18 protein-coding genes and 3 tRNA genes are annotated in these 20037 nt (G+C 40.7%); 9 read left to right on the top strand and 12 right to left on the bottom strand.

Annotated features, from left to right (window positions below; translation table 11 throughout):
* Positions 1-480: 480 nt before the first annotated feature.
* Positions 481-1263 carry a DUF2034 domain-containing protein gene (locus GNIT_RS05995; protein WP_014108263.1) on the top strand — a complete coding sequence of 261 codons (783 nt, stop codon included), beginning with the start codon at positions 481-483 and terminating at the stop codon, positions 1261-1263.
* A 118-nt stretch (positions 1264-1381) separates the two neighbouring features.
* On the opposite strand, the gene GNIT_RS05990 is transcribed toward GNIT_RS05995, so the two are convergent.
* From GNIT_RS05990 to GNIT_RS05970, 5 genes are all read right to left on the bottom strand, one after another.
* Positions 1382-2035: a hypothetical protein gene (locus GNIT_RS05990; RefSeq protein WP_041246316.1), complete on the bottom strand. Its 654-nt coding sequence runs from the start codon at positions 2033-2035 to the stop codon at positions 1382-1384.
* Between the two features lie 150 nt (positions 2036-2185).
* Complete coding sequence (locus GNIT_RS05985; protein ID WP_014108261.1) at positions 2186-2896, bottom strand: NYN domain-containing protein; 711 nt, start codon at positions 2894-2896, stop codon at positions 2186-2188.
* Positions 2897-3033: 137 nt separating this feature from the next.
* Positions 3034-4080: a DUF429 domain-containing protein gene (locus GNIT_RS05980; protein ID WP_014108260.1), complete on the bottom strand. Its 1047-nt coding sequence runs from the start codon at positions 4078-4080 to the stop codon at positions 3034-3036.
* Positions 4081-4472: 392 nt separating this feature from the next.
* Positions 4473-5318 (bottom strand): HD domain-containing protein, encoded by an 846-nt coding sequence (locus GNIT_RS17650; RefSeq protein ID WP_014108259.1) that lies wholly within the window; start codon positions 5316-5318, stop codon positions 4473-4475.
* Positions 5311-6141, bottom strand: coding sequence for a hypothetical protein (locus GNIT_RS05970; protein ID WP_014108258.1), 831 nt, complete (start codon positions 6139-6141; stop codon positions 5311-5313). The genes GNIT_RS17650 and GNIT_RS05970 overlap by 8 nt, the downstream gene beginning before the upstream one ends.
* 242 nt (positions 6142-6383) lie before the next feature.
* On the opposite strand from GNIT_RS05970, the gene GNIT_RS05965 reads away from it, so the two are divergent.
* Together GNIT_RS05965 and GNIT_RS05960 are read left to right on the top strand one after the other, a co-directional pair.
* Positions 6384-6605, top strand: coding sequence for a helix-turn-helix domain-containing protein (locus tag GNIT_RS05965; protein ID WP_014108257.1), 222 nt, complete (start codon positions 6384-6386; stop codon positions 6603-6605).
* Positions 6606-6865: 260 nt separating this feature from the next.
* Positions 6866-7570 (top strand): LEM-3-like GIY-YIG domain-containing protein, encoded by a 705-nt coding sequence (locus GNIT_RS05960; protein WP_014108254.1) that lies wholly within the window; start codon positions 6866-6868, stop codon positions 7568-7570.
* A 203-nt stretch (positions 7571-7773) separates the two neighbouring features.
* Here the strand turns inward: GNIT_RS05960 and GNIT_RS18525 are convergent, their stop codons facing one another.
* Positions 7774-8013: a GGDEF domain-containing protein gene (locus tag GNIT_RS18525; RefSeq protein WP_041246315.1), complete on the bottom strand. Its 240-nt coding sequence runs from the start codon at positions 8011-8013 to the stop codon at positions 7774-7776.
* Between GNIT_RS18525 and GNIT_RS18160 the strand changes: the two genes are divergently transcribed.
* The 6 genes from GNIT_RS18160 to GNIT_RS05930 all read left to right on the top strand — a co-directional run bounded on the left by GNIT_RS18160 (position 7999) and on the right by GNIT_RS05930 (position 14739).
* Entirely contained in the window at positions 7999-8160 is a 162-nt protein-coding gene (locus tag GNIT_RS18160) for a hypothetical protein (RefSeq protein WP_158307650.1), read from the top strand. The two genes, GNIT_RS18525 and GNIT_RS18160, sit on opposite strands and share 15 nt — an antisense overlap.
* A gap of 114 nt (positions 8161-8274) precedes the next feature.
* Positions 8275-9147 carry a tyrosine-type recombinase/integrase gene (locus tag GNIT_RS05950; RefSeq protein WP_014108252.1) on the top strand — a complete coding sequence of 291 codons (873 nt, stop codon included), beginning with the start codon at positions 8275-8277 and terminating at the stop codon, positions 9145-9147.
* 10 nt (positions 9148-9157) lie between these two features.
* Positions 9158-10342, top strand: a complete 1185-nt coding sequence (locus tag GNIT_RS05945) for an IS91 family transposase (RefSeq protein WP_014108251.1) — start codon at positions 9158-9160, stop codon at positions 10340-10342.
* A 575-nt stretch (positions 10343-10917) separates the two neighbouring features.
* Entirely contained in the window at positions 10918-12324 is a 1407-nt protein-coding gene (locus tag GNIT_RS05940; RefSeq protein ID WP_014108250.1) for a tetratricopeptide repeat protein, read from the top strand.
* Between the two features lie 667 nt (positions 12325-12991).
* Positions 12992-13783, top strand: coding sequence for a type IV toxin-antitoxin system AbiEi family antitoxin (locus tag GNIT_RS05935; protein WP_014108248.1), 792 nt, complete (start codon positions 12992-12994; stop codon positions 13781-13783).
* A gap of 32 nt (positions 13784-13815) precedes the next feature.
* Entirely contained in the window at positions 13816-14739 is a 924-nt protein-coding gene (locus tag GNIT_RS05930) for a nucleotidyl transferase AbiEii/AbiGii toxin family protein (protein WP_014108247.1), read from the top strand.
* A 494-nt stretch (positions 14740-15233) separates the two neighbouring features.
* Here the strand turns inward: GNIT_RS05930 and GNIT_RS05925 are convergent, their stop codons facing one another.
* The 6 genes from GNIT_RS05925 to ybgF all read right to left on the bottom strand — a co-directional run bounded on the left by GNIT_RS05925 (position 15234) and on the right by ybgF (position 20036).
* The gene (locus tag GNIT_RS05925; RefSeq protein ID WP_041246314.1) at positions 15234-17396 is read right to left on the bottom strand and encodes a tyrosine-type recombinase/integrase; all 2163 of its coding nucleotides are present in this window, start codon (positions 17394-17396) and stop codon (positions 15234-15236) included.
* A gap of 111 nt (positions 17397-17507) precedes the next feature.
* Positions 17508-17597: transfer RNA gene (locus GNIT_RS05920), tRNA-Ser, on the bottom strand.
* Positions 17598-17670: 73 nt separating this feature from the next.
* Complete coding sequence (gene nadA / locus GNIT_RS05915) at positions 17671-18729, bottom strand: quinolinate synthase NadA (RefSeq protein ID WP_014108244.1); 1059 nt, start codon at positions 18727-18729, stop codon at positions 17671-17673.
* Between the two features lie 154 nt (positions 18730-18883).
* Positions 18884-18959 (bottom strand) — tRNA-Lys (locus tag GNIT_RS05910).
* Positions 18960-18989: 30 nt separating this feature from the next.
* Positions 18990-19065 (bottom strand) — tRNA-Lys (locus GNIT_RS05905).
* A 143-nt stretch (positions 19066-19208) separates the two neighbouring features.
* Positions 19209-20036, bottom strand: a complete 828-nt coding sequence (gene ybgF, locus GNIT_RS05900) for a tol-pal system protein YbgF (RefSeq protein ID WP_014108243.1) — start codon at positions 20034-20036, stop codon at positions 19209-19211.
* Position 20037 lies beyond the last annotated feature (1 nt).

Below are 20037 nucleotides of genomic sequence, written 5' to 3'. Positions count from 1 at the left end.
CCTAGCCCAAACTTTGCTTAAATCAGCATGCAACCGCGCTATTTCTGCTTCTTGTTCAAAAACCACTGTAAAACGACACTTTTATTTTGATTTTGGAGTGAAGCATTTGAACAAAAACACGAATTTATATTGAGGTACTAGCTTGCTTAAACCAGAAGATTATCATTTTGAATTATTTCAAAGGTGCTGTTTTAGTGCTTTTCTCTTTAAACATGCGGCGAGAAAGCTTAAAAATCGTTAGCTATATATATCAAGATATAAAGACCTCAATCGCGCAAATGATATTTTGATATTGGTAGATATATCTCAAAGTCTCTGAATACACGGTTCTAAAGATTGCCCTATAAGTTCAAAGTGCTATATACAGCGGATTCATAAGCACTTTGAATATACATTCATATAACAAATGATGTTTTCCGTTCTTGCGAATGACACTAATCTGCATAGGCTCATCCGTTGGAATAATCGTCTTGAAATATCATGAGTAAAAAATCTGCTTCACTATTAGTCATCTTTTCCTACCTTCCATGGTGGGCAAGTGTTATCGCTGGCGTTGTCGTCTATATTAGCCTTACTTACGTTTTTCCGAATTTAGTTACCGACAATCAAATAATGGTCATGGTTGCAGGTGCAGGCCGCAATGTAGCAATTTGGTTTAGTCTGCTGTTCTTAATACCAGCTGTCACTTCAGCTTTTAGACACCACAAACGCAAACAGCTAGTTGAACACCAAACAAGCATTCAAACGTTGCGTGAAACTTCATGGAGCGACTTTGAAGTGCTTGTTGGTGAAGTGTTTAGACGAAAAGGTTTTACAGTTCAAGAGAATATGACTTGCGGTGCTGATGGTGGTATTGACTTATTGCTTTCAAAAGATGGTGAGCATCATATTGTGCAATGCAAACAGTGGCGAAACTCAAAAGTAGGTATAGCCGTTGTTCGAGAGATGTTTGGCGTGTTGAAAGCGTCGTCAGCAAAAACCGTTTATATCGTCAGTTCAGGCCACTTTACAAAAGAAGCTTTAGCGTTTTCCGCTAACTTGCCTATTACATTAATTAACGGTGATGAGTTACTTGCGCTGACGGCTGAAGTGCAGTCGAACATTGATGATAAAAGCAAGCCAAGTATACAAACAAGCGCTGTTAATTTTTGTCCAAGATGTGATTGTAAGCTAGTTAAGCGAGTAGCTAAAAAAGGACCTCACAAAGGAAATGAATTTTTGGGTTGTAGCAACTTTCCAAAGTGTCGCTTTACAGCTTCTTAGACCTTTTTACCACTTTAACTTTATTGGATCTCATTGGACGACGAGGCATTTAAAGGTCAGTGCATTTGCAAAGTATGCATACTGAAGGTCCTACCTTACCTATTAGGCCAAACTTCATTTATTCATAGAGTTGATTAATTACTTCAGCAACCAAAACCAGTGTCGAAAGACTATTTGAATGCAAGATGTTTGAACCATGAGCCAAGTCGTTACGAATTTTATTTGTATTCTCAGCGACAGCAGACACTAGATCGAGCTCTTTCAAAGCCTCGTCAACTTCTTGTTTACTTGGCGCTTCGCATATCATTTCTGGCTCTTTGTCAAAATCATGGAGCTGAGCATGCTTTGAATTTTTCTTATCTTCTGCCAACGACCAAGCTCGACTATAAAGGCTTGGGAACCCTTCATTTTTGATCCACTCATTATCTTTAGCGTGTTGCATTAGAAAATAGAGAGTCAATTTAGGCTGCTTCTTTTCACTTTGCTCGCCTAACGTTTCGTTTTCATATTTTTCTTTTAAAGCTACTTCAAGCGCTGAAAATGCTGTTAACTCAGCTACCTGATGAAACCTGTATACGAACCAAGAATATAGTGAGAGATTTTTAGCCGTTTCAAACAACTGTAGTGCTGTTCTGGGAGTCGTTGTATTAAGCTGAATTTCACTAAGCCTTTCATGCTCTCTTTCCAACGTTGTTGAGAAGTAATGTTGCCGCTCATCTGGTAGATAAACTTCAGCTAATTTTTTTAATCTATCGATATCATTGTCATTCATTATTCGGTCTTCTTTTTTGTTGCAACTGTGCATAGAGGCAGACCTTGTTACTCAAAAGGACAGCAATCATTCTGGCGAAATAGGAAAGTATTTGTTCAACTTTGGCAGAGCATGTATTAAAGGTTCGTAAACAAATGAATCCAGCTTATTTTACGGTTTTGTCTTACGCTTATCTCTGATATAGGTGCCACTACCATTTTTCGTCTTAACTTCGAAAAGGTCTATCGCCGAAAATAAATCAATTAATTTTTTAAAGCCATAGTTACGAGGGTCAAACGATGCATGGTTAGAAATGTGTCGCCCTATGGTACCTAAATTTGCCCACCCCTCATCATCTTCTGACGCCTCTATTGCTTGGCGCAACATATTCATCAGTTTTGTATCACTTTTTATATTGGGTTTTGTTTTCTTAACTGGTTTTTCGTCAGTCGCTTCTTCATCGAGATACAAAAACTTCGAACAGCTATTAACAAATGCCGAAGGTGCTTTACGCTCACCAAAACCAATGACGAACTTACCATCTGCTAGTGCACGAGTAACAAGCGGCGTAAAATCGCAATCAGATGACACTAGGCATATTGAATCGACGTCTTTAGTATACAGAATATCCATTGCATCTATAACAAGCGCTATGTCTGTTGCATTTTTACCTTTAGTTAAGTCAAACTGTTGTATAGGCTGTATAGCAAATTCGTGAAGCACATCTTCCCAAGGTTTGATATTCGGGCTTTTCCAATTTCCATATGCTTTTCGAATGTTAACCACACCATATCGCGCAAGCTCTGAAAGGATAGTTTCGATTTTGCTAGCTGGTGCATTGTCAGCATCAATGAACAATGCAATTTTCTCTTTATCTTTCACGCCTATTCCCTGCTCTCTTATTTGTGAAATTCCTTAGGTTAGTTTGGCATTGGAAAATTACAAATCAATCCCTTGAGTACGTTTATGGTATGAACTGAAATACAGCCCCAAAACTTATAAAATCGATTGATAGTTGTTTAGAGAAACTTAGCTTTAAACTCTTGCTTACGGAGTTCTGGATTTTCACTTTTTAAACCGGAGCATTTGAACGCAGCATGGGCATCCCAACCCCATGGCCAGCGCTTAAAGTTATGTTGCCCACAACCAGGGCAAATTTTATCGTGTTCAACGCTCTCTTTTTTCGCAATCATGCCACTTTTATTAACGGGCTCACTTTTGGGCTCACCAGTTTGTTGCTCAAGAGGAGTTGTGTTACCAGTATTGAGCGGAGCAATATCAAAGGTATTTAACGTTTCCAGACGAGGTAAATAAATTGCGTCATTTGAAGAAGGGTTACCAAGCACTAAGTGCTGTTCATCATCCAAACTTGCTATCCAAGCCGCAGAGTATGCATCTACCTTGTCATGCACATCGCCGCTACAAATATCTTTGACAGTGCCCCACTCTTCTTCTGTGCGCGGCCAACCAGCATATTTGCTCATAGCATGTAGTTGAATATGTGCTTGATTATCTTTTGTCTTGTGCTTGCCTGCTGTACCTAATAGTTTCGCAGTTGCATGAGGAAAAACCTCGATACATTCAGCCACATTTTTCAACGCTTGATAAATAGCAAAACCTGCCAACATAAATATCTGTATTGAGTGAGGTAAGTGAACAACTTGTCCGCCCTCTTTTAAATGTGTTTTACCTCTTTCGATAATGCGCTCAAATTCACTTTGTGAGGGCGTTGCATAACAACTGATTTTTTGCCTGTCGAGTTCTCTTTCTGCAATACGTCTTTTCTGGTCATTTTTTTTAGGTAAAAGCGGCGCATCAATTGCTATCCTGGCAGGCGTCAAATTGTGTTGCTTGCAAACGTCAACTATGTAACTTTTTATTCCCGCCGCATAAGCGGTATTGTTCTCAGCAAAAAGTGTCTTTGCATTACCAGAACCGAACGGTGGTTGATATTTAGCTTGCGCTAACAAGAGCGGTACTAATCGGTCGTTTTCCTTTATGCAGATTGCAATTGGGCAACGCTTCTTTTTCGCGCATGAAACGTCTATGCCAATGTAAGCCTTCATATAAACAATATCTCCCAAGAAAAAACTGCGATAGTAGTTAAGCCAATGAATAAGGATCCGTTACCACTTAACTTTATCATGCGTTACCACTTAACTAATAAAAAGCGTTACCACTGAATTTTTTATGCGTTACCACTGAAATTTTAGAAAGCGTTACCACTGAAAAAATAATTTAAGTGGTAACGGGGGGAGGAGGATACAAAATGCGACTGCTAGCTAGTTCAGTAGTAACGCTATAAGTAAGAAACACATACAAACCTGTAAAATCGCCCGTAAAACTAAATATTGATAAATAATCTAAACGTTGTCAATATCGAGTTAACGAAAACAGAATATGAGCTAGATGCTGAATTAACAAGCTTGTTAAAACAATCTCAAATCCAACCGTTCAATTACCGATACCGCAGCGCCACTTGCATTAAACCTGACAAAATCGGTGTTTCAATCGGAAGGTTAAAGTCAATAATCCCAAGCTCACTTACAGTCGAATTTATGTTTTCAAATACTGTCGGCTTGGCATAAAAACTTAACCTATCGGAGCGGATTGAACGCATGTAACCATCGAATTTCCCGTGCATTACGGATACATTTAAAGGAAGATTTTCATCGCTTTCAGACAAGTAAAACCGGTCATTTCGAACGGAATAAAACACCAGTTTCTGCTCAATATAACCATCAATTTTGTCGTCAATTTCACGCTTATTCTTTTCGAGTGAAACCATCGATGAGTCGATTGTTTCCAATAGCATTTGATGCATATCTGGGCATGCATCACCGCATATATCTGCGATTTTCTTGAGGTGATTAATTGAATCTTCCGCCTGTTTAACTGACCAGTTTAAAGGTATCATCGAGGCATTACTGACCGCATCAGAAAGCTTAATTAATTTATGATTTACAGAACCGTCTTTAGCTTTTTCTAATTGTTCTTCTTTACGTTTTTGAATACTTAAAAGCTTATTATCGCTTAACCCTTTTACTGTATCAGCAACCTCTTCACCGAACATCAAGTAGAGTTGTTCATAGTTTACGAACGTATCTTCTATCACATCATGTAGCAGTGCTGAAATGAGCAGGTTTTCATCTTCATGTCCGAATTTCACTAGCAACGACATCACATCAATTAGATGATTAAGGTAAGGGGAATGGTCACTTTTACGACGCTGTTCTGCATGAGCTTTTGCTGCCAACTCCAATGCAGTAATCAATCGATAAGGAGCGGGATAATGTTTATCCATAGCGCTTCTCCTCATAGAAATTAGGCACTGTAACACCATGAAAATAGACTATTTGTAATGCCTGAGTAATCGAGCATTCATTTAATAGACTTCCGTCTAAATTGAGCATCAAATTTTCATTCATAATGCGTTCAAAGTAGTTGGCTAGATCTTCATCAAACTTCGACAAAGTTGCAATTCCTTGTTCAAGAAAGTCGCGATATTCCTGCATATCATCCACACCTGCTGTTAGCTTATAGTTTGGGTCAATATAGTGTTTAAAACCCATCCACAACATCGCACCAACGGCAGCATAGTCACGCTGTTTATCACTCTCAAATTTGACCGAAAATAGCCAACTCAGAGACTCTCTTAGTAATATTGCATCATAAAATGAATAACATCTTTCGATCTCTTTTTGCTTGCTATAACCTTGGATGAACATGTCCTTAATTTTTACTAATGACACGTCCGTAATTTGTTTTATTTGACTGGGCAAAGGCATGATTTTTGTTCCCTGTTGCTGGGCTGCATCTACTTCAAAGCCGCAGCAATGTAATGCTTCCTCAATGCTTGATAACCTCACGTTATGCAAATCCCAGTACCCGCCTACCCCGTTATCTTTAAAAGATGCTTCCACGTATACGAAACCACCGAGCGGCAGACGCACCGGCTTAAAGGTACTTAATTTAAGCTCTGTGTCACCGTCACTAACGGTAATAATGAATTCAAAATCAGCGAGGTAGTGATCGTACATTTTAACGTCTAATAGACGATAGTGACCTTTCAATGTTAGATACCTTTTCGCATCTCTTAACTGGATATTGGTTTGCTTTAACTGCATGCTTACCTCTTTTATTTACTTAGCAATGTTTATTTAGTGACAACAAAAATAACGTTACTTCGTTGTCTTAAGTGCCCGCAACGAATTGATGATTACACATATTTTTATATATTCTATGTTTAAATTATTGCCATATTCGCCATAGCAACTTAGGTGCATTATGCACCATTTGTGGTGCATTGTCAACCATAATGTAACCACTAAATATCTTTGTTACAATGACAGGTAAAAAGGAATTCAACATGATAAAGATAAACCTTCATCAAATGATGCTTGAGTACGCCGCAAAAAAGGGAGATATAGTAACGATTGATGAGATTGCAAAAAGCACAGGGCTTGGCCGGAATACTTTATCAAGGATCAAGAATAATCCCTACCGTTCAACCAACACAGATATCATTAATAAGCTATGCCAATACTTTAAGTGTTCTATTGAAGACATACTGATATTCGAAGAAGATTAAGCACTATCGTTGCTATTGGATGCGACTAGAGTTAATTAAGGGCAAAAATTTGGATAATAAAGTTTGCCGAAGCTCGGAAAATACCAATAGAAAAAATGGCTGAAATGACTTGAACTGGACGAACAACACCAAAGCGGATAGCTAATAAACCTGTTCGCAGCACGAACACAGAAATCTTTGTTAAGTTGTGTAATTATTTCAGTTACGAACCAGGTGAATTGCAGCAGAGAGTAAAACACTAAAGCTAAAAGGATTAATTAATGTTCTCTCAACTTGTTATCGAGAAAATAGGTTACTACGTCTATTTATTGCAAGATCCTCGTGATAATACTGTCTTTTATGTCGGTAAAGGTTTCGGCAACCGTGTATTTCAGCATCAAAAAGGTGAAACAATCGGTGCGAGAGAATCCGACAAAATATCCAAAATTGATGAGATAAAAACGCAAGGCTACTCGGTCAAACATCAAATTATTAGGCATGGCTTATCAGAAGAAGTCGCATTTGAAATTGAAGCTTCGCTTATTGACTTTATTGGTATGAAGAATCTTTTAAATTTGCAGTCAGGTCATTATTCTTCAGATTTCGGAATCAAATCGTCTGATGAAATCATGGCTCTGTATGAAGCTGAACCGTTGAACACCGAACTACCTGTTTTGCTAATTAATATTAATCGAGGATATCGAAGAGACATGACCGTTGATGACATTTACCAAGCAACGAGAATGTCTTGGGTCCTGGGTAAACGGAAAAACAATGCAAAGTATGCGATATCGACCTATAGAGGCTTAACTAGAGAAGTGTTTGAAATAAACGATTGGTTTTCCAATGATGTTGATGGCAAGCCAAGGTGGGGTTTTAATGGTCAAATTGCTAAAGAAGTAATACGAAACGAATTACGACATAAAGATATTAGTGACTTATTCAGAAGAGGTGCTGCAAACCCAGTGAAGTATGTCAATTGCTGATTCGCACTGCCAGAAGTTTGCATGAGTATTAATATTTGAAACTCTAGCGTCCTAGATCTTAGCTTAGTGGCCAAGTCTAAAATTCGCTGGCTTCCGACCGTATTTTAGACTTAGTTGATCTAGCAAAAAGTGGCACAAAAATGCTCGTCGTCAAAACGCTGATTTAACTCGTGGTATCAACCCAATATTGCATTGGCCAATCATTAATATAAATCGCCAGATGCTTGGTTTCTGCCGTTTCTTTTCGAAATGTATAGGTACTTGTCTGCTCTTTCCAGCCCAGCTTTGATTGATTCATCACAACTAGCCATTGTGAAACCTATTGAAACCCTTATTGAATGTGATGGTGGCACAGATGCTATTTTTAATTGAGCGACTGATTCGTTTATTCTATTTGCCAAAACGCTTAAGCCTTTAGGCGTCGTGCCTTGAACAATAATCACAAATTCTTCGCAACTGCGACCAACACATCGTCATTTAGTCCAGGTTTGCCAATAACGGACTTTTCGGTCTCAGTATTACCTGCATTGCTGAAGAAAGCGGACGTTTCAAAATCATCATCGAAGGACAAGAATGGGCAGATGGACTAAACCGCTCCGCGGTAGTATTGCCGCATCAAACACCCAAGTTTTTTCACATTCTTTGATCCGCTTCTAAGCTGAATGAAGGGCAATGTCGCCCTGAATTCACTTAGGAGTGATCTCATGTCACCACAAAATGAAATAGCTACACCCCTTCGCCAACGCATGATTGAAGAAATGACCATGCGTAAACTAATGCCTAAAACACAGACGCAATACTTAAGAGCACTGAGGAAACTCACTCAGTTTTTACAGCGTTCTCCAGAAGACGCCACCGCAGAAGAGTTAAGAAAATTCCAGTACATGTTAGCCGAGACAGGCACGTCGAACTTAACTATCAATGCCACCTTGCAAGGCTTGAGGATGTTGTATTGCAATACGCTCAAACGTCCAAAGGTCATGCGCAAAACCACTACATTGCCAGAGCCTCGCAAGTTACCTAATGTGCTGAGCGTTGAAGAAGTTAAGCGATTAATGATTGCAACAACAAGCGTGAAGTATCGAACCGCTCTTTCAGTTGCCTACGGTGCTGGATTGAGAATTGCTGAAGTCGTTAACTTAAAAGTCTCCGATATCGACAGTAAACGCATGCTGATACGCGTGGAGCAAGGCAAGGGCAAGAAAGACCGCAACGCCATACTCTCACCTGTGCTATTAAAACAACTAAGGGAATGGTGGCGATATGCACATGCTAAAAACTTGATGTTAAAAGGCGGCTGGCTCTTCCCCGGCCAACAACCCATTAACCCTATGTCTACGCGTCAACTTAGTCGAGGTTGTAAAGCAGTGGCTGAAGCGGCTGGCATTGAGAAACGTGTTTCCATGCACACTCTCAGGCACAGCTTCGCCACTCACTTGTTAGAAGCGAATGTGGATATAAGAGTGATCCAGGTACTGTTGGGACACAGTAAACTTGAAACAACGGTGACCTACACGCAAGTGGCAACGAAGTTGTTGCACGCGGTCGTCAGTCCGCTTGATGCATTGTCACAATGAGTAATGGCTCATGGACAATCCATCATCAAGACCTGCGCTTGAGGTGGCAGACGTGTTTCGGTTTTATGGTGCGCAGTATAAAGCCAAACAACGAGGTCATCTCAGCCTAAATCAACTCAAAGTGATGTCAGCGATAGAGCGTTGCCGAACGGCACAGTTAGGTGGGCATGAGCTGCACTGCAATAAGTGTGAAACGGACTTAATTGCTTACAACTCTTGTCGAAACAGACATTGCCCAAAGTGCCAATCATCTGCGGCTAAACGATGGCTCAACGCTCGCCAAGCGCAGTTGCTGCCCGTTGAGTATTACCATGTTGTGTTTACGCTGCCAGAAGAAGTGGCGCAGTTAGCGTTTTACAACAAAGCGAAGATGTATGACTTACTCTTTAGCGCAGCATCACAAACACTCAGTACCATCGCAAAAGACCCTAAGCATCTGGGCGCAGATATCGGCAGTACCATGGTGTTACATACTTGGGGGTCTGCGATGACGCATCATCCCCATGTGCATTGTATTGTGCCCGGTGGTGGAATAAGTCTCGATAAACACAGTTGGAAGGCTTGTAAAAAAGGCTTCTTCCTACCGGTTAGAGTGTTGTCACGATTGTTTAGACGGCTCTATATGCAAGGTGTGAGGCAGTTGTATGAAGCTGAGCAGTTACAGTGCTTCGGTAAACTCGTAGAAACCGCTCACTTCGACGATCCGATAAAGCTCTCATCGTGGACACATGCTCAGCAACAACGTGAATGGGTCGTCTACGCTAAACGTCCCTTCGCTGGCCCTGAAGCTGTGTTAGCTTACCTCTCTCGATATACGCATCGAGTAGCGATTGCTAATAGTCGTTTGCAAAAGATGGACAACGAACATGTTCACTTCAAGTACAAAGACTATCGGCGCAAAGGCAACAACATGCACAAGCTGATGAAAGTCGACACTGACGAGTTCATTCGTCGGTTTATGCTACATATACTGCCCAGTGGCTTCCACAGGATCAGGCATTATGGTCTGTTGAGCAGCAAAGTTAAGCTCAAACAGTCTAGGCAATTACTGCATGTATCCGAGCCAGAGGATGAGGAAATAATACAAGAAACGGACGAACCGTCAGCACCGTTTATGTGTCGGGAGTGTCATTTACCACTTAAAATAACAGGCCTTAGAGGTGCGGCATACAAACCTAGAGCACCGCCCAATTGATATAGAGAGTAGGCGAAATGGAAATTAATATTACCGCTCAGCTTGGTAAGAGTACAGTTGTGCCTAAATACAGCCAATTAAGAAAATACAGAGTAAACAATCGTGTTTTAAGGGCTTAAAGCGACGTCAAGAAATGAGAAATAACAAAAAAACACCCAATAGAAACTTAATACCCACGCAAAAACCAAGATCACGCCACCATCAAAACAGCGAAATCCCCATAGTCATGCATCAAAGGTAACCCACCGCGGTTCCGTCCTTCTGCCATTATCCGCCATCTGTCCTTAAACAATGAGGCAAAGTGAGGCTTTACTGGGTGGACAGTTAGCAGATAACCTTCAAGATTGCAGACGGTCGAAAACATTTTTATAGCAGGTCTGAGCGAAAAGCGTGTAGTTTCACAAACCTCGTGAGCTCCCTCCTAGAATTTATAATATACAAATCAAGTTCGATTCAAATATCGTAGTTATTTAAAACGATTACATACGTTTTAGTCAATATAAATACCCTGATGTGATTCAGATTTTATTACTAACCTGATAATGTTGTTGCATAACTCACTATAAGGATTTTAAGTGAAATTACTTCAACGCTTTAACATAAGATTAGTTTTTACCTTTTCGATTATTTTCATCGCTGGATGCAGTGAAATTGCGACTGTATTAAACGAGCCTGAACCTCAAATAAACGCCCCAAATTACAACCCAGATGATTGGTCTACTCAAAACGATCTTTACAATCTAGAGTATCAAGCGGAGAACGGTGATACCTCTGCCATAATTGAGCTCTACGAGCGCTATAGGTATTCTGATGGCGTAGAGAAACATCTGTTAAGAGCAATCAGCTACTTAAAGAAAGCCTCCGCTTTAGGGGATGATGAAGCTACCAGAAAGCTGATGAATATTTACAGATCTGGCGTTAGGACGTGGCTTTTATCAAAGGAGTTTGAAATTGAAAAAGATCCAGTCTTAGCTAAGGAATACACAAAAATATACCTTGAGCAGTTAAAAGTTAATGCTGAACATGATAGTGAGGCCGGATTTTGGCTTGCTCGCGCCTATGAAAAAGGAGGGGGTGGTTTAGAGGTTGATATAAAACAAGCGCAATACCATTATGAAAAATCAGCACAATTGCTTGAAGAGAAAGTTAAAAGCGGGGACGTGGAGAGTCGCTTACTCTATGCAAAACTTAAACGTAATAATCAACATCCGAGTATTATTCAAAATGAATCTGTTGCATTAGAGATGTTGGAGCAATTAGTTGTAGAGGGTCACAGGGAGTCCCATCTACTTTTAGCTAGTATTTATCTTAAAATACACGCTGTAGACATTTATAAAGCTCAACCAAAGATACACAAATTAACTGATAAACAAGCCGAAGATAGGGCGATCGGGTTATTAACTAAGGCAGCAAAAAAAGGTGACTCAGAAGCGCAGAGAAAGCTGGTATATCATTATAGAGATAAGTTGGAAGAGGATGAGAATGCTGCTGAATCACTTATTTACTGGGCAGATAAAGCCATGCCGCAGAATATTAACGATGAAACTTCTTACTCACTCTTATTTAATGCAAAACTTAAAGCACTGACAGCAATAGACGATGGTGAGGGCTTAATCAACTCAATGTTGCATTATTACTCTAGAGGAAAGTTTAAGGATTTCTCGTCTGTTGCTGATACATCTAGAAATATAGCTAATGCATTCTATACAGATATGAATGTGGAAGATTTGCAAGCTGTTGTAATGAGGAGTTTTATTAACTCCATTCCAAGAGAAAAGCAAATTCAACTTATACGTTCGTTTACTGAAAAATTGGTTACATTAACCAAATACCTTCAATCTGAATCTTACTCTTCCGTTTGTTTAAATGAAGGTCGTCCAGAAAATTATTCAGTAGCAAATAGAACTGCAATGCTCATGCAAGCACTAAACATAGATAGTGATTATTATAAACGTCTTCAGGCAAGCTTGGACGCCTGTTAATTTTAACTTGTATGATAATGCGCTCACGGATGGTCCATTTTTCAGTTGAGTAAACGCTCTGAAATACTGTTTTTGAGCGTCTGCAATTAGGCTCATAGCTGCCTGTCACCTCAGTCCTTCTTAACTTCTGCAACTGGCACATTCTCCCCGCACAATTTTGAACGGCGTACGTCTCCTTAGGCCGTGCAAGCGTCGGTTAGCCAACAACGCTCAATGGCGGCTTTAGGGTAGTAATATAGAAAGTGATGATATGACCGCTAATCGCTCAAACCCTTCTGTTAGGTTATTAAGCAAGTCTGAATTTCAAACTTTACGTAACTTGGGCAAAATCCAAGTACACAAAATCGCGGGTTTCAAGGAGCTTCAGTTTCAAACATTAATATGCTTGCACAAATAGACCCTAAGTACGTTATCAGTTTCCTACTTTAAAAAGAGTAATTAAAATCTGTATATACCAAATAGTGGCGCTCAGGCTTGTTTTAATACCAAACATTAATTTATGTTCACAAAAAACTTCTTATAAATGTTCAGATTACTATGCAAGTGATTACTTAAGTAGTTTAATAAATTAGGTATTACTACATTCAAGGTATTAATATATTAATATATTGATTTATTTAAACCAATGGTTTATTTTAAACCCTGAATTAATACCATAGGTATGAAAATGAATTCAAAGTTAAACTTACTCGTTAATGAATTCTCACCTGGTTCTGTTGTTTTACAACAATGGTTAGGGCAAAACGGCATTAGCCACTCATTAGCGCAGAAATACGTCCAAAATGGCTGGTTAGAACGATTAGCTAACGGTGTTTTTTATCGTCCTCAAAAAGACCCAAAAGTGCTACCAACATGGGCGACCGTGCTGAGTGCGCTAATGTACCAAACTGATATAAAAGTCCACCTTGCGGGGCTATCTAGCTTGCAACAACAGGGACTCTCGCACTATTTATCGCTCAACTCGACTAACACTACAAATCAATTAAAAAATAAGGTGTGGATAGGCACCGATGGCAAACAGACTTTGCCAAAATGGTTCAGAGAATTTTGCCAAGTAGAATGGATCTACTGTAAAAATAAAGTCGACAATCAGCATGTTAAAGCTTGCATACCAATAACCGTAAATGGCAAAGCACTATTAGCCAGCTCGGCAGAATTGGCTGCATTTGAAGTTGTTTCAGCTATAGGCAGAGACATCAGTTTCGAACACGTCGCAGAGCTCTTCCAGGGTTTGGTAAACCTCAGTCCGAGAAAAGTGCAAACAATATTAGCAAGCAGTAAGGCCATACAAGCCAACAGAGTCTTTTTATTTTTAGGCCATTATTATGAGCATCAATGGGTAAAACGCATAGATGAATCAGTAGTCAATTTAGGCGCAGGCAAAAGGCAAGTCGTTGCCAATGGTCATTATGACCGACAATACAAAATCACGGTACCGTCCGATTTTAGGTTCCATTAAGGCAACGCATCAACAAGGATATTTGATTACACATGGAAAAAAACAGTATTTATTACAAACAAGTGAAAATGCTCGTAGGCGTTTTACCTATTGTAGCAAAGGAAAAAGACTTCGCTTTAAAAGGCGGTACTGCAATAAATCTCTTTGTTAGAGACTTCCCGAGATTGTCCGTTGATATCGACCTAGCCTATTTGCCCCTAGAGGATCGCAATACAGCCCTTGCTAATGCGAGATTAGCACTCAACCGTATAGCAGACGCAATAAATGCCAGTATGAAAGCGAGAGCAACATTACAGGACAATAAGCCTGATGAACTGCGCATCATAGTAAGCGATGCGTCTGCCACCATTAAAGTAGAGGTATCACCCGTTGCCAGAGGCACGCTCTATGAGCCTACAACAATGATGGTGCACGACAAAGTGGAAGACGAATTTGGATATGCTGAAATACAAGTAGTCAGCATGCCTGATTTATATGGAGGTAAGCTTTGTGCGGCAATGGACAGGCAGCACCCTAGAGACTTATTCGATGTAAAACTACTACTGGAGAACGAAGGCATATCTCGCAAGATACTAATTGGCTTTTTAACCTATGTTTTGAGCCATCCACGGCCTATTCATGAAGTAATGCAGCCAAATTGGAAAGACTTATCAGCTGTATTTCGTTCCGAGTTTGAAGGGATGACCTTTGTCGCAGTCACCGAAGATGAACTGAAGCAGACGCGTATCAAGATGTTAGATGCTTTGAAACATCATTTTGATAATAGAGACGCAGAATTTCTTCTATCATTCAAGCGTGGTCAGCCTAATTGGACTCTCTTTGATGAGCCCTCTATTGCCGACTTACCCGCAGTGAAGTGGAAGCTCAGAAATATTGCTAAACTAATGCAAGACGCTGAAAAGCACGATGCACAGGTAACAAACCTAGAGAAATCGCTCACTAATTGGATAAGTTGATCCATATACTATGGGAGCAAATACAATCGGCGTTTGCCTATCAAACTAATTGCATTATTATCATAATGAAAAAAATTGCCTGCTTAAGGCGCAAAGCTAACGCGCAAATATTATCATATTTTCAGCTTACTTCCTTGGTAAAAAGCCCCTGTTTACTGTGAATATGGCAACAAAACCGGAAAGACTGGATAAATTAGAGCAAAGATAGCGTAATCAATCACTTTTGCTTGAAGGTAAACAGCGATGAATAGCTGGCCATTAATACTCAAGCAACTAGTCGCTTCCTAAAAACTGTCAAGGAATTTTAAAATGATAATGAAGGTGGACTGTTTAAAAAAGTAACGATATCGGGCTATTTAGGAAGGTCGGATTAGGATTTGCTTTGATACCTGCACTTTTAATTGCTGGCTATTTGGCTTTTTTCAAAATGATAATTGGTTCAGGTTGTTGTGGATCACCCTTCGCATCCACGAAGGGTGTGTTAAGTGCCTTAATTAGCCTATGCTATTCGCAAAGCTAGCAATGGCTTGGTGGGTCATCTTCAAGCCTTTAAGGCTGCTACAAGCGAGTTCTATTGGCATGCTTCCCATGAAAGGAGTGTTGTGATTAAACATCATCATATAACCTGCTACATTCTGAGGATTTGAAAATACCTCCTCAAGTTTAGCGTTTATATCAAGAAGCAAAATACAACGATCTTTCAAATCAGGGCTGAATGCCGAAAAGGACTCAGGCTCAGTTCTTACCCTGCTTAATGGAATCGAGCAAGGAACGCCCAAAAGCGCACTTTTCTGCTCATCACTAATATCCCACTTTTCAAATAACCTGAACGTCGATGTCACTGCTTGATTCATATTTACCTCTCTTTTGTGCCACGTGAGGTTCTTATCTAGTACCTCTTTAAGTCTAGCTAGCGGGATCTGATCCATGTCAGCATATACGCTGAGCGTTATATCATCTTCAACTGAATGGCCGACTATGCGTTTAATTAAATAATGCTCTTCCCCGTTTGTTACGCAGGTTGAAATAAGCGTACGTCTCATCGAGTGAAAACTAATGAGTGCACGTTTTGTAAATTCAGCGTCGGTATCAATGCCAATATTCTTCAGCACGGTCCTGTTAAACCAACGTGAAATCGGGTCGCCCCAACCCGCGCTTCCTGGCATGCTAACTCCCTTTCGGATCTGAGGAAATAGATAGATTTCACCTTTGGCTTTTAACCCCTCTATATACTGTAAAATACCTAAATCCAGAAGATGCTGAGCGATGGGAACAGTCCTTTCACTCGCCTCGTTTTTGACATCAAGACCAACCAGATCGAAATACCAAATGCCATCATCATTCTGTTTAATGTGACTAATGGGTAGAGCCGATAGCTCGTTCAGACGCATCCCAGTATATAAAGCTACCTTCGGATACCAAAATGCATCAATGCGAAACTCTCTCGCCTCGCTACCGTGATCGAAACCATATAACAGTATTTTTTTCACCTCAAAACTTGTAAACGACCGTCGCTTTGGCGCATTTTTTTGCTTGCTAAAAGAAACTCGGCTAAACGGATTGCGTATATCGATACTTGCATTATCCTCCAACCAAGCAAAGAAAGAGTGATAATTCGAAAGCATACTGTTCTTGGTCTTTGGGCTAAGACTCCCCCCTTTTTTGCCAACGTTCTGATGCTTATCCAAGTTACTGAGCATGTCTTTAACCAGCTGCGTTTGAGCTTTGTTAAACTCTCGAAGATCCATGCCGTCCGGAAAAAGTTCACGTAATAAAGAAAAAGAACGCTCGTATTTTTTGAAAGTTTTAGCTGCTACGTCACCTTTCTTTTCATTGAGAAACGCTGCTGCTTGATACTCCAAACTGAAATAAGCATCCTGTTTAAGCCTTTCAGCTCTTTGATGCTCATCAAAGCCATTGCGCATGCTGTCAAACAACTTAACTGCATTGTTGACGTCTCGCTGAGACTCTAATGATGGCTCCTGCTCAACTTCCTCGTGTAGTGCAAAATCATCCCGCTCCTCTCTATATTCAGTCAACTTGCAAATCAAAGTATTCAGCATGCTTAAACACGCTGCAAACTGCTTGCCATTATCATTTTGAAATAATGCATCCCCGCCATTATCATTTTGAATGGATGGTACTAAACCCTCTAATAGCGCTACTTTAAAAGCTCGAGGGGTGGATTCCTCGCAGTGCAGCTTAAAATCGTTGCGATCCTCCTTCAAAATCGGCTTTGGAATGACTACTCCGCTATCAAGCTCAAACTCAATCATCGCTTTGCCTGCTCTCAGAAGCTCATTGAATCTCTCTTTAAGCGCTTTTGTGAACATAACATTGGGTCTGAGCCTTTTCCTCTCATGATTCAAGAACATATGCTCTTCGTCTTTGCCACACATATTGAGCCTTACCAATGACTCTTTATCATTTTGAAACGCGTTTCTTGAAATATCCATTTCGTTACTCTCCATCAACTTTGATTTAATAAATAAAGCCAGCCACCTCGCTTCCTCATAATCAGCAGTCTGAAGTGAAGCTACGAAGTGGCTAGCAGAAGTAACATAGTCGATTTGCTTAATAACACCCATGCGGACGCGAAAAAAATAATTTGATGAGTTTTTGTACTTATAGAGGTATGTAGAATTGGATTTTTGCATGTCTTTCTGTCACCTTTTTTAAATGTGTGACAGAGTTCTGTGACAGATGTGATAAGTTACATCTTGTATAGATTCAAAAAAGCCCCTAAATACGGGGCTCTTAAGATTATCTGGCGGAGAGAGAGGGATTCGAACCCTCGTTAGGTTTAACCCTAAACACACTTTCCAGGCGTGCGCCTTCAGCCACTCAGCCACCTCTCCAAAATTTTGTTTTGCTTTTCAGCAAATGCGGCGCGTATAGTATGGAAAACCTCAGCAGCTTTCAAGTACTACTTTACGCATTTCCTTTCAATTTCATATTTAACTCAGCAGCAAAGCCAAGCATTCTGTCAAGTGGCACGAGAGCGCGTAACCGCAAGGTCTCGTCTACGAATATTTCTTTACCTTCATGGCTCACCAATGCGTCTCTCATTGCTTCTAATCCATTCATTGCCATCCATGGGCAATGCGCGCAACTGCGGCATGTAGCGCCGTTTCCTGCAGTGGGAGCTTCAATGAACTCTTTGTTTGGTGACAACTGTTTCATCTTGTAAAAGATGCCTTTGTCGGTTGCTACAATGAACTTCTGATTAGGAAGCTCTGTCGCGGCTTTTATCAGCTGAGACGTAGAACCAACTGCATCAGCCATTTCAACCACGCTGGCGGGCGATTCTGGATGCACTAGCACAGCTGCATCAGGGTGCAAGTGCTTTGCTTTGAGCAGTGCCTGCGCCGAAAACTCATCGTGCACAATACATTCACCATCCCACATCAGCATATCCGCGCCAGTTTCTTTTTGAATATAAGCGCCCAAATGTCTGTCCGGTCCCCAAATAATCTTTTTACCTTGGCTATCTAGGTGTTCAACAATTTCAAGCGCAATGCTTGATGTTACCACCCAGTCCGCCCGCGCCTTTACCGCTGCCGACGTATTCGCATAAACCACAACGATGCGATCGGGGTGTGCATCACAGAACGCGGAGAATTCTTTTATCGGGCAGCCTAAGTCGAGCGAACACGTTGCCTCTAAGGTAGGCATAATGACGGTTTTTTCGGGGCTGAGAATTTTTGCTGTTTCGCCCATAAACTTCACGCCAGCAACCACTAAGGTTTGTTGCTCAGCATCGCGACCAAAGCGCGCCATTTCAAGCGAGTCTGAAATACACCCGCCAGTTTCTTCGGCTAGAGCCTGAATAACAGGGTCGGTATAATAATGCGCAACTAGCACCGCATTTTTTTGTTTAAGAAGGAGTCTAATTTCTGTTTTTAGCTGCTCTGCATAATCCGTTGTAATCGGAGTAGGCTTCGCTGGAAAAGGATATGAAATTCGTTCTGTTAACGCTGCGTTAGTCATATGCGAAATAGCAAGTTCGTTGAGGTCCGAGTAGTATAACGTAGTGCAAACAAAAGGTCACAATGAGACTGCAAATTATTCACTAATTTACTTAATCAATTTGTCTTATTGTTGTTTTGTGCCAATGCTTGAGATACAAGCATTTAGAAAGAAGTGGTGGGTCGTGCTGGATTCGAACCAGCGACCAATTGATTAAAAGTCAACTGCTCTACCAGCTGAGCTAACGACCCACTTTCAATAGGATGGTTGGTGTAGATAATTGGTGGGTCGTGCTGGATTCGAACCAGCGACCAATTGATTAAAAGTCAACTGCTCTACCAGCTGAGCTAACGACCCAATTGCGTTTCTTGCGTTGCGTATCTACCTCAACGGCGGCATATAATACTGAAATCGAAACTCGGTGCAACCTTTAAATGCGTTTTATTTCATTTAATTGCAAATCTGACTGTAAAGTGAACAAAAAGCTTATAGTTTAAAAACTACAAGCTTTTTAATTGCTCATTTGCTAAGCGGCTTGGTGCTGAATCAGGGTACTCAGAAATCACCTGTTCGAACAATCTTTTTGCTTTTGCTTTATTACTGACCGATTTTTCAACCATGCCGAGCTTCAAAATTGCGTCTGCTCGCTTGGGCGATTGGGCAAAATTATTCACTACGCTTTCAAATTGCTGTCTTGCTCCGTCCCAATCTTGCTTGTTAAACAATAATTGTCCCAGCCAATAATGTGCATTATCTGTGTAACTCGAACTAGGGAAAGTACTTAAGAAGCTTTGAAAAGCGGGAATGGCTTGATCGTAGTTGCGCTCTTTTAAAATCAGATTAACTGCTGCCTGATAAGCTTGCTCTTCAGACTGCCCAGCCGGACGTGCAGCAGGCGTATTTGCCTGAACAGCACCCACAGAGTTACCTGCTGCAGTTGTTTGTTGAGACAAGCTGGCAAAGCGGTTTTCTAACTCAAGGTAGAGTTCACGCTGACGCTCTAAAATTTGCTCTAGCTGATGATTATGAAGCTCAATAGAACCTCTAATTTCATCCACATCTGACTGCAATGTATCAAGCTGCTGCTGAACTCGTTGTTGCGCCTCAACACGGCTCTGATCTTTACGCTCTAATATCAGCAAACGAGACTGAACATCTGTTGGACTAGAAATAACTGGAGGCGTGTTTTGCACGCTTGCGTTTTGTGTGTTGACAGTTTGTGCCTGATTAGTTTGTTTTGGGTCGTTTAAATCGACAACAGGCGCTTGAGCAAATGCCCAAGCGCCTGTGAAACTAATGAGACCAACTGTAATAATTGGTTTAATCATA

Origin of the sequence: Glaciecola nitratireducens FR1064, from assembly GCF_000226565.1 — a bacterium.
In the GTDB taxonomy this organism is placed as follows: domain Bacteria; phylum Pseudomonadota; class Gammaproteobacteria; order Enterobacterales; family Alteromonadaceae; genus Glaciecola; species Glaciecola nitratireducens.
Note: the sequence above shows the minus strand (reverse complement) of the source record. Positions and strands in the feature narration are given on the sequence as shown.

Excerpts from the sequence above, each read along its gene's own strand:
- GNIT_RS05930 (WP_014108247.1), top strand. The coding sequence starts at position 13,816 with ATGGAAAAAAACAGTATTTATTACAAACAAGTGAAAATGCTCGTAGGC.
- GNIT_RS05935 (WP_014108248.1), top strand. The coding sequence starts at position 12,992 with ATGAATTCAAAGTTAAACTTACTCGTTAATGAATTCTCACCTGGTTCT.
- GNIT_RS05965 (WP_014108257.1), top strand. The coding sequence starts at position 6,384 with ATGATAAAGATAAACCTTCATCAAATGATGCTTGAGTACGCCGCAAAA.
- GNIT_RS05980 (WP_014108260.1), bottom strand. The coding sequence starts at position 4,080 with ATGAAGGCTTACATTGGCATAGACGTTTCATGCGCGAAAAAGAAGCGT.
- GNIT_RS05990 (WP_041246316.1), bottom strand. The coding sequence starts at position 2,035 with ATGAATGACAATGATATCGATAGATTAAAAAAATTAGCTGAAGTTTAT.
- GNIT_RS05950 (WP_014108252.1), top strand. The coding sequence starts at position 8,275 with ATGTCACCACAAAATGAAATAGCTACACCCCTTCGCCAACGCATGATT.
- GNIT_RS17650 (WP_014108259.1), bottom strand. The coding sequence starts at position 5,318 with ATGGATAAACATTATCCCGCTCCTTATCGATTGATTACTGCATTGGAG.
- GNIT_RS05995 (WP_014108263.1), top strand. The coding sequence starts at position 481 with ATGAGTAAAAAATCTGCTTCACTATTAGTCATCTTTTCCTACCTTCCA.
- GNIT_RS05945 (WP_014108251.1), top strand. The coding sequence starts at position 9,158 with ATGGACAATCCATCATCAAGACCTGCGCTTGAGGTGGCAGACGTGTTT.
- GNIT_RS05960 (WP_014108254.1), top strand. The coding sequence starts at position 6,866 with ATGTTCTCTCAACTTGTTATCGAGAAAATAGGTTACTACGTCTATTTA.
- nadA (WP_014108244.1), bottom strand. The coding sequence starts at position 18,729 with ATGACTAACGCAGCGTTAACAGAACGAATTTCATATCCTTTTCCAGCG.
- GNIT_RS05970 (WP_014108258.1), bottom strand. The coding sequence starts at position 6,141 with ATGCAGTTAAAGCAAACCAATATCCAGTTAAGAGATGCGAAAAGGTAT.
- GNIT_RS05925 (WP_041246314.1), bottom strand. The coding sequence starts at position 17,396 with ATGCAAAAATCCAATTCTACATACCTCTATAAGTACAAAAACTCATCA.
- ybgF (WP_014108243.1), bottom strand. The coding sequence starts at position 20,036 with ATGATTAAACCAATTATTACAGTTGGTCTCATTAGTTTCACAGGCGCT.